We start from the raw sequence: 17,022 nt of genomic DNA on the forward strand, positions 1-17,022 counted from the left end.
AAGTTTCTTTAATTTTATAGGCACGGCATTGGGGCCATTCCTTTTTTCTTTTCAGAAGGAAACTGAATTAATTTTGTTATTTTCACTCACTCAACAATACTATCATGACAGATCCAAAAAGACTCTTCGATTTTCCATATTATCAATTGGAAAAATATCCTCAGAAAAAAGCATTCAACACTAAATATAACGGAACGTGGAAGGCTACTTCTACCCAAGAATATATAGATAAAGCCAATGCAATGAGCAGGGCTTTAATAGCAATGGGCGTAAAACCCAATGATAAGGTGGCGATCATCTCTACCAACAACCGCACAGAGTGGAATATTTGCGATATTGGTATTATGCAAACTGGCGCGCAAGATGTGCCCGTTTACCCAACAATCTCCGAGTCTGAATACGAATACGTTCTCAACCACAGTGAATCAATATATTGCTTTGTTTCCGACAAAGACGTTTATGATAAAGTGATGGCTATAAAAGCTAATGTTCCATCTTTAAAAGAAGTTTACACTTTTGATGAAATTACTGGCGCAAAAAACTGGAGCGAAGTTTTAGAAAAAGGAAAGGATGAAAGCAACCAAGAGGAATTAGATAAACGCAAAGAAGCAATTACTGAAGATGATATTGCTACGTTAATATATACTTCTGGAACAACCGGAAAGCCAAAAGGCGTAATGCTTTCACATAAAAACATTGCCACAAATGCTAAATATAGTGCAGACAGATTACCAATTGTACTTGGCAAATCATCGTCTTTAAGTTTTCTTCCCGTATGTCATGTGTATGAGCGCATGTTGCTTTATATGTATCAATATTGCGGCGTAGAAGTTTATTTTGCAGAATCATTGGAGACCATTAGCGACAACTTAAAAGAAGTGAAACCAGAAGTAATGACGGCTGTGCCGAGACTTTTGGAAAAAGTATACGATAAAATTTATGCAAAGGGTACCGAACTTACTGGTATAAAGAAAAATCTCTTCTTTTGGGCGGTAGAACTTGGTTTAAAATATGAACCATACGGCACAAATGGCTGGTGGTACGAAACGCAACTTAAATTAGCAAACAAACTTATTTTTAGCAAATGGCGCGAAGCTCTTGGCGGTAATTTAAGAGCTATTGCCTCCGGAAGTGCGCCGCTACAACCACGTTTGGCAAGAGTTTTCAATGCTGCACAAATTCCTGTTATGGAAGGTTATGGCCTAACTGAAACTTCACCTGTTGTATCGGTTAACGATATGCGCAACCACGGATTTAAAATTGGTACCGTAGGGAAACCTTTAAAAGATACCGAAATTAAAATAGCCGAAGATGGTGAGATTTTAGTAAAAGGCCCACAAGTAATGCTTGGCTATTACAAAAATCAAGAACAGACCGACGAAGTTATAAAAGATGGCTTTTTTCACACAGGTGATATTGGAGAGATTGATAGCGAAGGATTTTTAAAGATCACCGATCGTAAAAAAGAAATGTTTAAAACCAGCGGTGGTAAATATGTAGCGCCACAGGTTATTGAAAACGTAATGAAACAATCGCGCTTCATTGAGCAAATGATGGTTATTGGCGAAAGCGAAAAAATGCCGGCAGCACTTATACAACCCGATTTTGAATTTTTAAAAGATTGGGGCAGTAAAAAAGGACGCAACCTACCTTCAGACCCGAAAGAAATTATAAAAAACCAAGCGGTGATAGATCGCATTCAACAAGAAGTAGATTTTTATAACGAACGTTTCGGTCATTGGGAAAGAGTTAAAAAGTTTGAATTAACTCCAGAAGTTTGGAGCATTGAAGGCGGACAATTAACTCCTACTATGAAAATGAAACGTAAAGTGATTAAAGCGGAGTATATAGATCTGTACAATAAAATATACGAGCATAATTCTTAATCAATAATGAATTGGATTCTCCTAATAATCGGCGGGCTCTTTGAAGTTGGCTTCGCAGCTTGTCTAGGTAAAGTAAAGGAAACCACCGGCATGGAGTCTAAACTCTGGTTCGGTGGTTTTATTATTTGCCTTTTTATCAGCATGTATTTTCTTATAAAAGCATCACAAACACTTCCTATCGGTACGGCTTATGCAGTATGGACAGGTATTGGCGCTGTGGGAACTGTGCTAGTAGGGATTTTTTATTTTAATGAAGCAGCTACTTTTTGGCGGGTATTTTTCCTGGCAACGCTGATTGCTTCCATAGTGGGGCTTAAATTTGTAAGCTCGTAAAGTTTAAATAAGTCTTCCCAAAATATTGATTTCGTTTAAAATCTGCTTTCCTCAACCTTAAATCTTATCCAGAATTAAGAGTAGTAATTCAGTTGTTGATGTATAATCTAAATTATCCCGTTTCGCAACTTCAATGGCATCCTTGGCCTTTTTTATAGCCGCTTCATACCTTCCTGTTTTATACAGTAAGGCTGCATAAGTGTCTAAATTGTGATAATTTTCATCTAAGCTTATGGAACGTTTTACAATTTCAATAGCTTTAAGCAATTCATCAACTAGATTATGTTCCTCATAAGCGTGCCACGCCAAGGTATTTAACTTGCTCCAGTCATTCCATATTTTTTTTGTTACAGAATCATCAAATTCAGAAGCATTTGGATCCACTTCTTCCGCAACAGCATTGTTGCTACTTGCGTTATTCTTAATTAATATGGCCTCAAAATCTTCCTTACTCATCGCCCCTGCTGCTACTTCTAATGATTCACCATTTCTTATGAACAGATATGTTGGTATAGATTCAATTCCTAGATAATCATCCATTTCATTTTTATCTACATCGAATTTATAAAAATCGACACTGCTGGAATATTCCTTTTTCAATTCAGCTAAAATGGGATCCATGCGCTTACACGGAGCGCACCATGTTGCAAAGAAATCCACTACAACCAGTCTATCGTCTTCAATAAGTATTATGTCTTCAATATTACTGTCATAAATTTCCGTTTGGGAGAACCCGGAAAAATAACATGCGATGAATAAAAGTGTTAATTTTAGGTGCATATGTATGGTTTTAAATCAAATATATACTAATTATTTTAACAAAAACATCTTGCACAAAATAAAAATACACTAAATCGTCCTATGGTATTACTATTTCGTTTAAGTTTAAAAAGAGTACAATATACTATGCGTGCATAATAAAATTTTTGTATCTTTGGTAATCTACTTTTTCAAAATCTATTAATGAAGGAAAAAACAATCGATTACATTTTGCGATCCACTTGGATGAATGTGTCTAAAATGTACAATGAAGAAGCAGGTAAAAAAGGAAGCACCATGGCAACAGGTTTTGCACTAATAAGCATCGATCCTGAAGAAGGAACACCTTCTACTGCCCTTGGACCCAAGATGGGAATGGAGGCCACTAGCCTATCGCGAACTTTGAAATCTATGGAACAAAAAGGCTTGATAGCTCGTAAACCCAATCCTGTAGATGGGCGTGGCGTGTTGATTCATTTAACCCCTTTCGGCAAAGAAATGCGCGAATTTTCTAAAGGTGTAGTGTTGGGCTTTGACGAAGCTGTTCAGAAGAACATTTCCGCAGAAGAGTTGCATATTTTTAGAAAGGTAGCTAATACAATTAACGAGTTAATCAATTCAAAAAAAATATACGATTCTGAGTAAAAAATTCAGAATTAAGAATTTAGAATGAGGAAAATTCTGAATTCATAATTCATAATTCATAATTAAACAATATGTCAAAAAGAAGAATTAACAAAGTAGCGGTAATTGGTTCCGGAATTATGGGAAGCGGTATTGCCTGCCATTTCGCCAATATAGGCGTGGAAGTGCTATTGCTAGATATAGTTCCTCGCGAACTGAACGATGCCGAAAAGAAAAAGGGTCTTACTCTTGAAGATAAAGTAGTGCGTAACCGGATTGTAAACGACGATCTGCTTAAAGCTATAAAAAGCAACCCTGCCCCACTCTATCACAAAGATTTCGCAAAACGCATATCGACCGGAAACTTGGATGACGATATTGCTAAAGTAAAAAATGCCGATTGGATTATTGAAGTGGTTGTGGAACGTTTGGACATTAAAAAGCAGGTTTTTGAAAACCTAGATAAACACAGAACGCCCGGAACGCTTATTACTTCGAATACTTCCGGTATTCCTATTAAATTTATGAGCGAAGGTCGCAGCGAAGATTTTCAAAAACACTTCTGCGGAACGCACTTTTTCAACCCACCACGATACTTAAAACTTTTTGAAATCATTCCGGGCCCTAAAACTTCAAATGAGGTTTTAGAGTTCTTAAATGGATATGGTGAAAAATACCTCGGAAAAACTTCAGTAGTTGCAAAAGATACTCCTGCATTTATAGGAAATAGAATTGGAATCTTCGGAATCCAAAGCCTCTTTCACCAAGTGAAGGAAATGGGTTTAACCATTGAAGAAGTAGATAAATTGACCGGTCCAGTAATTGGCCGACCAAAATCTGCAACCTTTAGAACGGTAGATGTAGTTGGTCTTGACACCTTAGTACATGTTTCAAAAGGAATTTATGACAATGTTCCCGAAGACGAAGAACACGGAATATTCCAAATTCCGGGTTTCATCGATACAATGATGGAAAAGAAATGGCTTGGAAGCAAAAGCGGTCAAGGTTTTTATAAGAAAGTGAAAAATGACGATGGCAGTAGTGAAATTCTTTCGCTAGACCTAGAGTCTTTGGATTATAGAAAAAGCAAAAAAGCATCTTTTGGCACTTTGGAAAAAACGAAATCGGTTGATAAAGTAACCGATCGTTTCCCCATTCTTGTAGCAGGTGATGACAAAGCCGGCGAATTCTACCGAAAAAATTTCGGTGCCATGTTCGCATACGTTTCAAAACGAATTCCAGAAATAACCGATGAACTTTACAAGATTGATGACGCGATGAAAGCTGGTTTCGGTTGGGATAATGGTCCTTACGAAATTTGGGATGCCGTTGGCGTTAAAAAAGGAATTGAGCTTATAAAAGACTTAGGAAAAGAACCTGCCGCTTGGGTAAACGAAATGCTTGAGGCTGGCGTAGATTCTTTCTATACTATAAAAGATGGAAATACCTATTACTACGATATTCCGCAGAAAAAACATTTAAAAGTTCCTGGACAGGATTCATTTATAATTCTAGACAACATCCGCAAAACTTCCGAGGTTTTCAGAAATAGCGGTGTTGTTGTTGAAGATTTAGGCGATGGTATTCTAAATGTAGAATTTATTAGTAAAATGAACTCTGTTGGAGGTGATGTTTTGGCCGGAATCAATAAAGCTATAGACATTGCTGAAAAAGATTACGATGGTTTGGTAATTGCCAATAACGGTAAAAACTTTTCAGTTGGCGCCAATATCGGGATGATATTTATGATGGCTGTTGAGCAAGAATATGAAGAGCTGAACGCTGCAATAAAATATTTCCAAGACACAAGCATGCGCCTTCGCTACTCCTCAATACCGGTTGTGGTTGCACCACACGGAATGGCTTTGGGTGGCGGTTGTGAGTTTACACTTCACGCAGACAGAGTAGTTGCAGCGGCAGAAAGTTATATTGGTTTAGTAGAATTTGGCGTAGGTGTAATTCCTGGCGGTGGCGGATCGAAAGAAATGGCAATGCGCGCAAGTGATTTATTTAGAAAAGATGATGTTGAACTCAACACACTTCAAGAATATTTCTTGACAATTGCAATGGCAAAGGTTTCCACTTCTGCTTATGAAGCGTATGATACCGGAATTCTTCAGAAAGGAAAAGATATTGTAGTTGTAAACCAAAACAGACAAATTGCCGCAGCTAAAGAAGTAGCGCGTATGATGGCAGATCAAGGTTATACAAAACCAATACAGAGAACAGATATTAAAGTACTCGGAAAGCAAGCAATGGGAATGTTTTTAGTAGGAACCGACCAAATGTACGCTGGAAAATACATTAGCGAGCACGACAAAAAAATCGCAAACAAGCTTGCCTACGTAATGGCCGGTGGCGATTTAAGTGAAGCTAGCTACGTGAGCGAGCAATACTTACTCGATCTCGAAAGAGAAGCATTCTTAAGTTTAACCGGAGAAAGAAAAACTTTGGAAAGACTTCAACATATGATTCAAAAAGGGAAACCGTTGCGTAATTAAAAAGACGTAAGACGAAAAGACCTAAGACATAGGACGTAAAACACTTTAAAATATGGCCGCAAAACATAATTTTAGAAAACTTACAATTTGGAATGAAGGTATTGAATTGGCGAAAGAGACATATGCCACAACTAAAATATTTCCAAAATCAGAAACTTATGGATTGTCTAATCAGATGCAGCGATGCGCAGTCTCTGTACCTTCAAATATTGCAGAAGGAACTGCTAAAAGCTCCGATAAACATTTCCTTCAATATTTAGAAACAGCTTTAGGCTCAGCCTTTGAATGGGAAACGCAACTAATTATTTCTTATGAAATAGGATATGTTTCGGAGGAAACATTTAAACATTTAGAAACTAAAATTCAGAAAATCCAAGGAATGTTAACGCGTTTTATGGAAAGTCTGTCAAACCACTAATATAACTTTAAGATATAAAATAAAGGAGTATTCAATTTAGTCTTACGTCCTACGTCTTACCGTCTTAAGTCAAAAATTAAACTATGAAACAAAGAACTGCATATATTGTAAAAGCTTATCGCACAGCTGTCGGAAAAGCCCCTCGCGGAGTTTTCCGCTTTAAACGTCCTGACGAACTCGCTGCGGAAACCATTAAATATATAATGAACGAACTACCGCAACTCGACAAAAAACGAATTGACGACGTAATCGTTGGTAATGCAATGCCCGAAGCCGAACAAGGCTTGAATATGGGTCGATTAATTTCATTAATGGGGCTTGATATTGTTGATGTTCCTGGAATGACGGTGAATCGTTATTGCGCATCTGGTTTGGAAACTATTTCCATCGCTGCGGCTAAAATTCAAAGTGGAATGGCAGATTGTATTATTGCCGGTGGCGCAGAAAGCATGAGCTATATCCCTATGGGTGGTTACAAGCCTGTACCCGATTATAAAATGGCAAAAGAAGGCCACGAAGATTATTATTGGAACATGGGTCTTACGGCAGAAGCAGTTGCCAAAAAGTACAACGTTTCTCGCGAAGATCAAGATGAGTTCGCTTATACGAGTCAAATGCGCGCTTTAAAAGCACAAGACGAAGGTCGCTTTCAGGATCAAATAGTTCCAATTGAAGTGGAACGCACCTTTGTAAATGAAGCTGGCAAAAAAGTAACCGAAAAATATACGGTGAATAAAGATGAAGGCCCAAGAAAAGGAACCAGTGTAGAAGCACTTTCAAAGCTACGCCCTGTATTTGCTAATGGCGGGAGCGTAACCGCAGGAAACTCTTCACAAATGAGCGACGGTGCAGCATTTGCAGTTGTTATGAGTGAAGAAATGGTAAAAGAACTAAATCTTGAACCAATAGCCAGACTAGTAAGTTATACGGCTGTAGGCGTAGAACCTAGTATAATGGGTATTGCTCCACTTTATGCAATACCAAAAGCCTTAAAGCAAGCAGGATTAAAACAAGACCAATTAGAATTGATTGAATTAAACGAAGCTTTTGCCTCACAATCATTAGCGGTTATTCGCGGACTAGGTTTAGATAAAGAAAGAGTTAACGTAAACGGAGGCGCAATTGCTATGGGGCACCCATTGGGTTGTACTGGCGCAAAACTTTCTGTTCAATTATTTGATGAAATGCGCAAGCGAAACCTACAAGGAAAATATGGAATGGTAACAATGTGTGTTGGTACTGGACAAGGTGCTGCGGGAGTATACGAATTTTTGAAATAACAACTTAATACAATTATAGAGTAATGGAAACTGAAACAAAGAATAACGAATTGCTTCGCGGCGGACAATTCCTAGTAAAGGAAACAAAAGCAGAAGATATATTTACTCCGGAAGACTTTACCGAAGAACAAAAAATGATGCGCGACTCCGTTAAGGAATTTGTAGATCGCGAAATCTGGCCGCAAAAGGCACGCTTGGAGCAACACGATTATGCTCTTACCGAAGAAATAATGCAAAAGGCTGGCGAAATGGGCCTCCTTGGAATTTCGGTTCCGGAAGCATACGGAGGTCTCGGAATGAGCTTCGTGACCACTATGTTAGTATGCGATTATATTTCAGGTGCCAGTGGTTCTGTGGCTACAGCTTTTGGAGCGCACACCGGAATTGGAACAATGCCAATCACACTTTACGGAACAGAAGAACAAAAGAAAAAATATGTTCCAAAACTCGCCACTGGCGAATGGTTTGGTGCATATGCTTTAACTGAGCCGGGAGCAGGTAGTGATGCGAACAGTGGAAAAACAAAAGCGGTTCTTTCTGAAGATGGAAAAACATATTCCATCAGCGGACAAAAAATGTGGATTTCGAACGCGGGATTCTGTAGTACATTCATCGTTTTTGCTAGAATTGAAGACGACAAAAACATTACCGGCTTTATCGTAGAAAACGATTCTTCAAACGGAATCACATTTGGCGAGGAAGAAAAGAAATTAGGTATCCACTCCTCTTCTACTCGTCAGGTTTTCTTTAGCGAAACCACAATCCCTGCAGAAAATATGCTTGGCGAACGTGGCGAAGGCTTTAAAATAGCGATGAACGCCTTAAACGTTGGAAGAATTAAACTAGCCGCTGCAGGACTTGATGGACAACGTAGAGTTATTTCAAAAGCTGTTGAATACGCTAACGAAAGAATTCAATTTGACGTGCCAATTGCATCTTTTGGTGCCATTAAACTTAAATTGGCTGAAATGGCAACCAATGCCTATGTAGACGAAAGTGCTTCCTATAGAGCTGCAAAAAATATTGAAGACAGAATTGCGCTTCGTATAGCAGCTGGCAACACTCACCAAGAAGCAGAGTTAAAAGGTGTTGAAGAATACGCCATTGAGTGTTCTATTTTAAAAGTAGCCGTTTCTGAAGACATCCAACATTGTACAGACGAAGGAATCCAAATTTATGGTGGAATGGGTTACAGTGCAGACGCCCCTATGGAATCTGCATGGCGAGATGCCCGAATCACGCGTATTTATGAGGGAACCAACGAAATAAACAGAATGCTTTCGGTAGGAATGCTTGTGAAAAAAGCAATGAAAGGTCAAGTAGATCTTTTGAATCCAGCACAAGCCGTAGCTTCAGAATTGATGGGAATTCCTTCTTTTGAAACACCAGATTTTACTGAATTGCTTTCCGAAGAAAAAGCGATGATTGCTAAATTGAAAAAAGTATTTTTAATGGTTGCAGGAAGCGCCGTTCAAAAATACGGAACCGAACTTGAAGAGCACCAGCAAACACTACTAGCCGCTGCAGATATCTTAATTGAAATCTATATGGCTGAAAGTGCAATTTTACGTACTGAAAAGAACGCAAAACGCTTTGGTGAAGACACTCAAAAAGAACAGATAGCAATGTCGCAATTGTATCTTTACCACGCGGTAGATATTATTACTGTGAAAGCAAAAGAAGCAATTCTATCTTTCTCTGAAGGTGACGAGCAACGCGCAATGTTGATGGGGCTGAAACGTTTCACCAAATACCAAAATATGCCAAATATTGGCGAATTGCGTAAAACAATTGCCGCCAAAGTAATTACTGAAAATAAGTATCCGTTTTAATTCAAAGTTTACATAACGTCCAATAAATTGTATTGGCTTTTAGCACATTAGATCTGACAAGTTTTTAAAACTCGTCAGATCTTTTTTTTTGTGGTTATAATCCTTAAATTTAAATTCTATATATCCTTTAGGGAAGATGAAAAAAATTCTTTTTATTATATCACTTTCTTTTCTTTGCCTTGCTTTTACGTTAAGTGAAAATTCTGGATTGAAACTCTTAATTCTCAATCGGCTAAAAGAATACACAACCGAACATTTTCCCGAAAAAATCTACATCCAAACAGATAGGCCTTATTACACTGCTGGTGAAAGTATTTGGTTTAATACGTATCTCGTAAATGGTGTTACGCATAAAAAAAGCACAAAAAGCAAAGTGATTTATGTAGAGCTTATTAACGAACAAAACGAAGTAATCAGCGACCGAAAACTATTTACAGAATCCTTAAGCGCCGACGGAGACTTTAAGTTGCCTGTCAATCTGCCCGAAGGCGTTTATATGTTACGTGCATTTACCAATTATATGCGCAATCAGTCACGGGATTATTTTTTCAAAAAGGAAATTCCAGTCTTTGCTTTAAATTCAGATCTATCAATATCAGAAGACGATAAAGATTCCAAGAATCTGGAATTACCAGACATTGGGTTTTATCCCGAAGGTGGATATTTGGTTAATGGAATAAATAGTAAAGTAGCTGTAAAAATTAAGGATGCCGAATTATCGGCAAGTCCCGTTGTTGGCTTCATTGAAGATACGGAAGGCAATAAAATAACCGATTTTAAAACACTTGAGTTTGGGCTTGGATCCTTCTTTTTAAAACCTGAACCAGGCAAAGAATACCGTGCTGTAATAAGTAATGGTGACGAAAATATTCTCTACCCGCTGCCCCTTCCACTTTCCGAAGGGTATGTTATGAACACCACTCTCAGCGATAAAGAAGTAATAATTAATGTTTCTACAAATAAAAAAGAAGGATTAAAGAATGCGTTAATCATAGGCCAACAAAGAGGCTTAGCCGCTTTTGATTATACGCTCAATAACGACACAAAGTCGCTATTAGTAAAAATTCCTACGGTAGATTTGGTTGAAGGCGTTTTAGACATTGTACTCTTCAATGAATCTGAAAAACCTGTTGCGGAACGTTTGGTGTATATTAAAAAAGAAAACATGCTTTCACTTTCAGTTAATAAAACAAATGGCTCAACCACAGGTCTTCGCGACCGTATAAATCTGGAAATTGCGGTAAATAACCAAGCAGGTAGATTGGTACCAAATACGCTTTCCATTTCGGTAACAGATGCAACTTTAATAAAACCGAATAACAACGCCGAAAACATTAAAACCTATTTGTTGTTGAACTCCGACCTTAAAGGCAAAATAAAATCGCCAAACTACTTTTTCACGGCTGGCGACACTATTAAAAAGAACCAACAATTAGATTTGATAATGCTCACCCAAGGATGGCGACGATTTACTTGGCAAGCATTATTAGAGAATTCTTCGCCTCAGGAATTTAAACCAGAAGTTGGATTTTTTATAGGCGGCTACACGTTAAATGCGAAATCGCCATTCCAAAATAAAGTTAGCGAAACAAAACTTACGTTTAGAAAAAAAGGATTTTATCAAGAAGCCGAAATGACCGATAACACGGGTCACTTTTCTTACGGGCCGTTTGTGTTTAATGATACTATAGACGTGTTTTTACAAGCTGGGGCCGACCTTTCTTCAGAAAAACCCAATTATACAGACACCAATATTAAATTGGATCCGCCTGCCCAGCGACCAACCATTATTCCTGATAGAATCGTAAATCCCTTCAATCGAAACCTAGAAATTGCCAACGTTGAAAATTATAGAAAAAAAACGCGGCTCAATGTTTACAGAAATTTTGAATTCGACCAGGAAAGAGAACTTTTGGATGAAGTAAAAATTGAAGGAAAAGTAACTACAAAAGAAGAAATTGCAGAGGCTAAAAGAGAAAAAAGAACGCGATCCTTTGCGCCCTCTCATCGAATTGTAGTTGATGAATTGGGGCAAAATGGAGGAGGTAATTTTATGGATTTAATTATGAATGTTCCTGGAATTCGAGTGGGTAGTAAATACGGTGCCGAAACTTCACAGGATTACGAAGTGAATCTTCGCGGTCTAAAACCAACATATTATGTTGATAATGTTGAGGTTGATTTAGGCGTTGCACGCTCAATCCATCAAGCCGATATTGACTTTATAGATATTCTAAACGTTGGGCCAGCATCAGCGGCATACGGTTTAAAAGCGCAAGGTGTTATTGCTATCTATACAAAACAAGGATCAGGTAGAGGGATTGATATAACAAACAAAAAGCTGGGGTCCATTAATTTCAAATCCGAAGGTTTTTATGAAGCCAGAGAATTTTATGCGCCCGATTATACATTGGTAGATAGAAACATTAGTCGCGAAGACATACGCACCACGCTTTTTTGGAAACCGGGTGTCGTAAATAATGGTTATAAAAAAACCGAGCTTGTTTTTTATTCAAGTGATGTAAAAGGAAAATTTCAAATAGAAATTGAAGGAATTACTGAAGACGGAATTCCATTTTATAACACTTCCTTTCTTGAAGTTGAATAACTCGTTTTTATCGCTCAAGTATTTATTCAAAAAAATAAATTTTCAGTTCAATATAACTTAAATCATAAAAAGTCTTAAAATCACAAGTGGATTGGTTTTTTTCCAATTTATGGCGTAGAGTTTGTTATTTTTGACTCAAAACTGAATAGTAATGAAAAAGCTCCTTTTCCTATTTATCCTCTTCGCAACTCAAATCACTTTTGCACAAAATGATACCGAAGTATACGTTTTTAATATCGCTCCCGCGTACGAAGGTTTAGAGATTATGAATGCGCGAAATATTTCAAACAACAAAGGGTATGACAATCAACCCTTTTTTATTTCGAATGAAATACTTGTTTTTGCCGCGAATAATGAGGGGCAAACAGATATTTCAGAATATAATTTAAATTCAAAACTAAAAAAGTGGGTCAATACTAAAACGGAAGGCGGCGAATATTCTCCACAAAAATTCCCTTCAAATGAAGATTTTGCTGCCGTTAGACTCGACAAAGACGGCTTGCAACGTTTATATCGTTACAGTGCCAAAACAGGCACTTCTTCTGAGTTAATTAAGGATTTACAAGTGGCCTATTTTGCTTTTTACAACGATCAGAAAATTCTCGCTACAGTTTTGGACGGTGATTCTCTTGATTTAGTTTTAATAGATCTGTCAACAAAAACCACCGATACTATTTTCCGAAATGCTGGAAGAGGAATTCAAAAAGTTCCGAAAACAAGTTCGATGAGCTATTCACTAGTGAATGATGAAGGAAACTTAGATGTTTATATTTTAGAAATGGGAAGTTATGAAAGCTATTTTGTAACAGAATTACCTATCGGAATTCAGGATTATGTTTGGCTGAACGATACACAAATCTTGATTGGCAGCGGAAATAAACTGTATATGTACGACACATTGGGCGATTCTGAATGGACTCGAGTTGCTTCGCTTGAAGAATACGGATTAAAAAAAATATCCCGAATGGCAATCAGTCCGAACGGAAAAATATTGGCGGTAGTTGATGAAAATTAGGTAGTACGCCGTTTTATTTCAATCAAAAACCTAACAGTTTATATAAACTGTTAGGTTTTCTTATGAGCCAGTAGGTCTTAGTGGTTCTTTTTGGTATTTTTAGCTAAAATTTTCTTCCCTATGAAAATACTCGGTTTACTCTTCATTTTATGCGTTTCAATTGCATCTACTGCGCAAACTAATCAGAAAATTTATGAAATTATCAATTCTATTTCTTCGGAAAGAATTGAAGCAGATATAACCAAGCTAGCCAATTTCGGCACCCGCAATACTTTTAGCGACACGATTAGTAACACTCGCGGAATTGGTGCGGCGCGAAGATGGATTAAAAGTGAATTTGAAACCATTTCAAAAGATTGTAACAATTGCCTAAATGTTTTTTATCAAAAAGATTTAGTGAAAGCTGATGGCAATAATAGAATCCCCCAAGACACTTGGATTGTTAATGTTGCAGCCGTTCAAAAAGGAACAAAATATCCCAATCGTTACATAATTATGAGCGGCGATATCGATTCACGAAATAGTGACGGAAGCGATTTTACAAAAGACGCACCCGGAGCAAACGATAATGCTAGCGGTATGGCCGGAGCTATTGAAGCGGCTCGCGTACTTTCAAAATATAAATTTGAAAGCAGCATTATTTATTTAGGATTAAGCGGCGAAGAACAGGGACTTTTCGGCGGAAAAGGATTTGCAGATTACGCCAAAAATAACGGCTGGGAAATAATTGGCGTTTTCAATAATGATATGATCGGCAATATTAAAGGCGTAAACGGTGTAATTAGCAATCGCGATTTCAGAATTTTCAGCGAGCCCGTTCCCCCAACCGAAACAGAACGCGAACGCCAAATGCGACGTTTTTACGGTGGTGAAGTTGATGGTATTTCACGTCAGTTAGCGCGTTACGTTTATAAAACTACGAAAACATATATGCCAGAAATGAACCCGATGATGATTTATAGATTAGATCGTTTTGGCCGTGGCGGTCACCACCGTCCGTTTAACGATTTAGGCTGGGCCGGAATCAGAATTATGGAAGCCCACGAAAATTACAATCAGCAGCATCAAGACATTCGCACCGAAAATGGTATTGAATACGGCGATATGCTAAAATTCGTGAATTTTGACTACGCCGCAAAACTTACTGCCATAAACGCAATAAACTTGGCAAGTCTTGCGTGGGCGCCATCCCCGCCAAAAAATATTGCCATTGGTGGCGTTGTAGAGCCCTCTGCAAAATTAAAATGGGACAAAGTAAATGGCGCCACAGGTTATAAAATATATTGGCGAGATACCACCAGCCCAACTTGGGACCACAGCCGCAACGTGGGCGATGTTTCAGAATTTACCTTAGAAGGAATTGTAATAGACAACTACTTTTTTGGCGTAGCCGCCGTTGGAAAAGATGGCTTTGAAAGTGTTGTTGTTTTTCCGAATTCGGTGTTTAGGTAAATCAAATAACCTCCTCTAAAAACTCAAGGAATTAAAATAGAAATAAAAAAAATATGCCTAAAATTTTAATCAAAGTACGAACCATTTCCCCCTTTGAAGGGAGATTAAAGGGGATGTTCACCCTCGCATTTTTAATGTTCCTTTCCACTGCTTCTGTTTCACAAGAATTTACCCGCGCAGATACCCTTCGCGGTAGCATTACCCCAGAGCGCGCTTGGTGGGACGTTATGCATTACGATTTAAATGTTACGGTAAACCCTTCTAAAAAGTCTATTGAAGGAAGCAATACAATTACTTATAAAGTTTTAGAACCGTATAACGTAATGCAAATTGACTTGCAAAGCCCTATGAATATTGATAAAATTCTTCAAAATGGAAAAGAGATTTCATTTACTTCCGAAGGAAACGCTCACTTTTTAAAACTTCAGAAAAAGCAGAAAAAGGGTAAAGAAGAGAAAATAACAATTTATTTCTCCGGAAAGCCAGTTGTTGCAAAACGTCCGCCGTGGGACGGTGGTTTTACTTGGAGTAAAGACAGCAACGGCAAGCATTTTATTGCAACTTCCAACCAAGGTATTGGCGCCAGCGTTTGGTGGCCACTCAAAGACCATCCTTCCGAAGAAGCAGACAACGGAGTTACTATCGCAGTTACAACCCCAAAAGATTTAATGGATGTGAGCAACGGCCGATTAAAAGAAATGATAGAAAACAAAGAGTCAAAAACTTGGATTTGGGAAGTAACAAACACCATAAATAGCTATGCCGTAAACATTAATATTGGCGATTACGTACATTTTGACGATAAATACAAAGGTGAAAAAGGAATTCTAGATATGGATTATTATGTGCTTCGCGAAAATGAAGCCAAAGCAAAGGAACAATTTAAACAAGCCCCAATGATGATGGAAGCTTTCGAGCATTGGTTTGGCCCCTACCCTTTTTACGAAGACAGCTACAAGCTTGTGGAAACGCCTTATTTGGGAATGGAACATCAAAGCAGTGTAACCTACGGCAATAATTATGCAAATGGCTATTTAGGTAGCGATGTGTCTGGTTCTGGCTGGGGAATGAAATTCGATTTCATCATAATTCACGAAAGCGGTCACGAGTGGTTTGCCAATAATATTACCAATAAAGATGTGGCTGATATGTGGATTCACGAAGGTTTCACCAGTTATTCTGAAAATATTTACGTGGATTATCTTTTCGGAAAAAAGGCTTCTTCGGAATATGTAATTGGCGTTCGCAATAATGTTGTAAACGATAAACCTATTATTGGTGAGCATTACAATGTAAACAAATCCGGAAGCAGCGATATGTATTATAAAGGCGCTAATATTCTGCATACCGTTAGGCAATTGATTGCAGATGACGAAAAATGGCGTCAGATTTTAAGAGGTTTAAATAATGAATTTTATCATCAAAATGTAACCACGAAGCAAATTGAAAACTATATCAGTGAAAAAAGCGGAATAGATCTTTCAGCTTTTTGGAACCAATATTTAAGGACGATAATGATTCCAAAAGTGGAATATTCAATAGACGGCAATAACTTGAAATTTAGATATGTTGAAATTGTTGAAAATTTCGAAATGCCAGTAATCACAGTGGTTAATGGCAAAGAAGTATGGATAACACCCACTTTAGAATGGCAGACAAAGCAATTTCCCGAAACCATTAATACAATAGAGATAAAAAAGGATTTTTATGTAAATTCAGAAAAATTAGGTAATGGCTGAAAAACCTGTCCTTTATTTTGAGGAAGATTTACTTTGGCGCGAGTGGCTGCACGAGAACCATGAGGATTTTCCGCAAGGGGTCTATTTAATTTTTTATAAACTGGAAACAGAAATCCCCACTATGCGTTGGGAAGAAGCAGTAAGAGTTGCGCTTTGTTATGGCTGGATAGACAGTACCTCGAAAAGCCTTGGCGATGGAAAGCGACGACAGTACTTTTGTCCAAGAAACGCGAAAAGTGTTTGGAGTGCGCTCAACAAATCGCATTTGAAAGAGCTGGAAAAAGAAGGCTTACTTCATAAAAACGGGAAAAAGGTAATTGCCGAAGCCAAGAAAAATGGTAGTTGGACGGCATTGGACGATGTGGAAAATTTAATAGTTCCTGCAGACCTTCAAAAAGAATTCAACAAGAACAAATTAGCATTTGTGAATTTTGAGAATTTCAGTAAAAGTTATAGAAAAAGCTATCTTTATTGGCTAAACCAAGCCAAACGAGAAGAAACCCGCAATAAAAGGATTTCAGAAATTATCGATCTCTGCGCAAAAAATATAAAATCAAGAAATTAACCGCCAAATA

Annotated in this window: 13 protein-coding genes; 12 read left to right on the top strand and 1 reads right to left on the bottom strand. The window is 37.8% G+C overall.

Annotation, left to right across the window (positions count from 1 at the left end; all coding sequences use genetic code 11):
• Positions 1 to 104: 104 nt before the first annotated feature.
• Together AC3RVF_RS06770 and AC3RVF_RS06775 are read left to right on the top strand one after the other, a co-directional pair.
• On the top strand, positions 105 to 1,886 hold the full coding sequence (locus AC3RVF_RS06770) for an AMP-dependent synthetase/ligase (protein WP_489693059.1): 1,782 nt from the start codon (positions 105 to 107) through the stop codon (positions 1,884 to 1,886).
• A gap of 6 nt (positions 1,887 to 1,892) precedes the next feature.
• The gene (locus tag AC3RVF_RS06775) at positions 1,893 to 2,219 is read left to right on the top strand and encodes a DMT family transporter (protein WP_489689696.1); all 327 of its coding nucleotides are present in this window, start codon (positions 1,893 to 1,895) and stop codon (positions 2,217 to 2,219) included.
• Positions 2,220 to 2,276: 57 nt separating this feature from the next.
• On the opposite strand, the gene AC3RVF_RS06780 is transcribed toward AC3RVF_RS06775, so the two are convergent.
• Positions 2,277 to 2,999, bottom strand: coding sequence for a thioredoxin family protein (locus AC3RVF_RS06780; protein WP_489693060.1), 723 nt, complete (start codon positions 2,997 to 2,999; stop codon positions 2,277 to 2,279).
• A gap of 183 nt (positions 3,000 to 3,182) precedes the next feature.
• Between AC3RVF_RS06780 and AC3RVF_RS06785 the strand changes: the two genes are divergently transcribed.
• From AC3RVF_RS06785 to AC3RVF_RS06830, 10 genes are all read left to right on the top strand, one after another.
• On the top strand, positions 3,183 to 3,623 hold the full coding sequence (locus AC3RVF_RS06785; RefSeq protein ID WP_489693061.1) for a MarR family winged helix-turn-helix transcriptional regulator: 441 nt from the start codon (positions 3,183 to 3,185) through the stop codon (positions 3,621 to 3,623).
• Between the two features lie 71 nt (positions 3,624 to 3,694).
• Positions 3,695 to 6,103, top strand: a complete 2,409-nt coding sequence (locus AC3RVF_RS06790) for a 3-hydroxyacyl-CoA dehydrogenase/enoyl-CoA hydratase family protein (protein WP_489693062.1) — start codon at positions 3,695 to 3,697, stop codon at positions 6,101 to 6,103.
• 52 nt (positions 6,104 to 6,155) lie between these two features.
• Positions 6,156 to 6,521, top strand: coding sequence for a four helix bundle protein (locus AC3RVF_RS06795; RefSeq protein WP_489689692.1), 366 nt, complete (start codon positions 6,156 to 6,158; stop codon positions 6,519 to 6,521).
• Between the two features lie 83 nt (positions 6,522 to 6,604).
• Positions 6,605 to 7,801, top strand: a complete 1,197-nt coding sequence (locus AC3RVF_RS06800) for an acetyl-CoA C-acyltransferase (RefSeq protein WP_489689691.1) — start codon at positions 6,605 to 6,607, stop codon at positions 7,799 to 7,801.
• A 23-nt stretch (positions 7,802 to 7,824) separates the two neighbouring features.
• Positions 7,825 to 9,633: an acyl-CoA dehydrogenase FadE gene (locus AC3RVF_RS06805; protein WP_489693063.1), complete on the top strand. Its 1,809-nt coding sequence runs from the start codon at positions 7,825 to 7,827 to the stop codon at positions 9,631 to 9,633.
• Positions 9,634 to 9,769: 136 nt separating this feature from the next.
• The gene (locus tag AC3RVF_RS06810; RefSeq protein WP_489693064.1) at positions 9,770 to 12,241 is read left to right on the top strand and encodes a TonB-dependent receptor plug domain-containing protein; all 2,472 of its coding nucleotides are present in this window, start codon (positions 9,770 to 9,772) and stop codon (positions 12,239 to 12,241) included.
• A 151-nt stretch (positions 12,242 to 12,392) separates the two neighbouring features.
• Entirely contained in the window at positions 12,393 to 13,256 is an 864-nt protein-coding gene (locus AC3RVF_RS06815) for a TolB-like translocation protein (RefSeq protein ID WP_489693065.1), read from the top strand.
• 120 nt (positions 13,257 to 13,376) lie between these two features.
• Positions 13,377 to 14,708 (top strand): M28 family metallopeptidase, encoded by a 1,332-nt coding sequence (locus AC3RVF_RS06820; protein WP_489693066.1) that lies wholly within the window; start codon positions 13,377 to 13,379, stop codon positions 14,706 to 14,708.
• 134 nt (positions 14,709 to 14,842) lie between these two features.
• On the top strand, positions 14,843 to 16,447 hold the full coding sequence (locus AC3RVF_RS06825; protein WP_489690123.1) for a M1 family metallopeptidase: 1,605 nt from the start codon (positions 14,843 to 14,845) through the stop codon (positions 16,445 to 16,447).
• Positions 16,440 to 17,012, top strand: a complete 573-nt coding sequence (locus AC3RVF_RS06830; RefSeq protein WP_489693067.1) for a YdeI/OmpD-associated family protein — start codon at positions 16,440 to 16,442, stop codon at positions 17,010 to 17,012. The genes AC3RVF_RS06825 and AC3RVF_RS06830 overlap by 8 nt, the downstream gene beginning before the upstream one ends.
• Positions 17,013 to 17,022 lie beyond the last annotated feature (10 nt).

Source organism: Aequorivita sp. IT1183 (genome assembly GCF_058068265.1).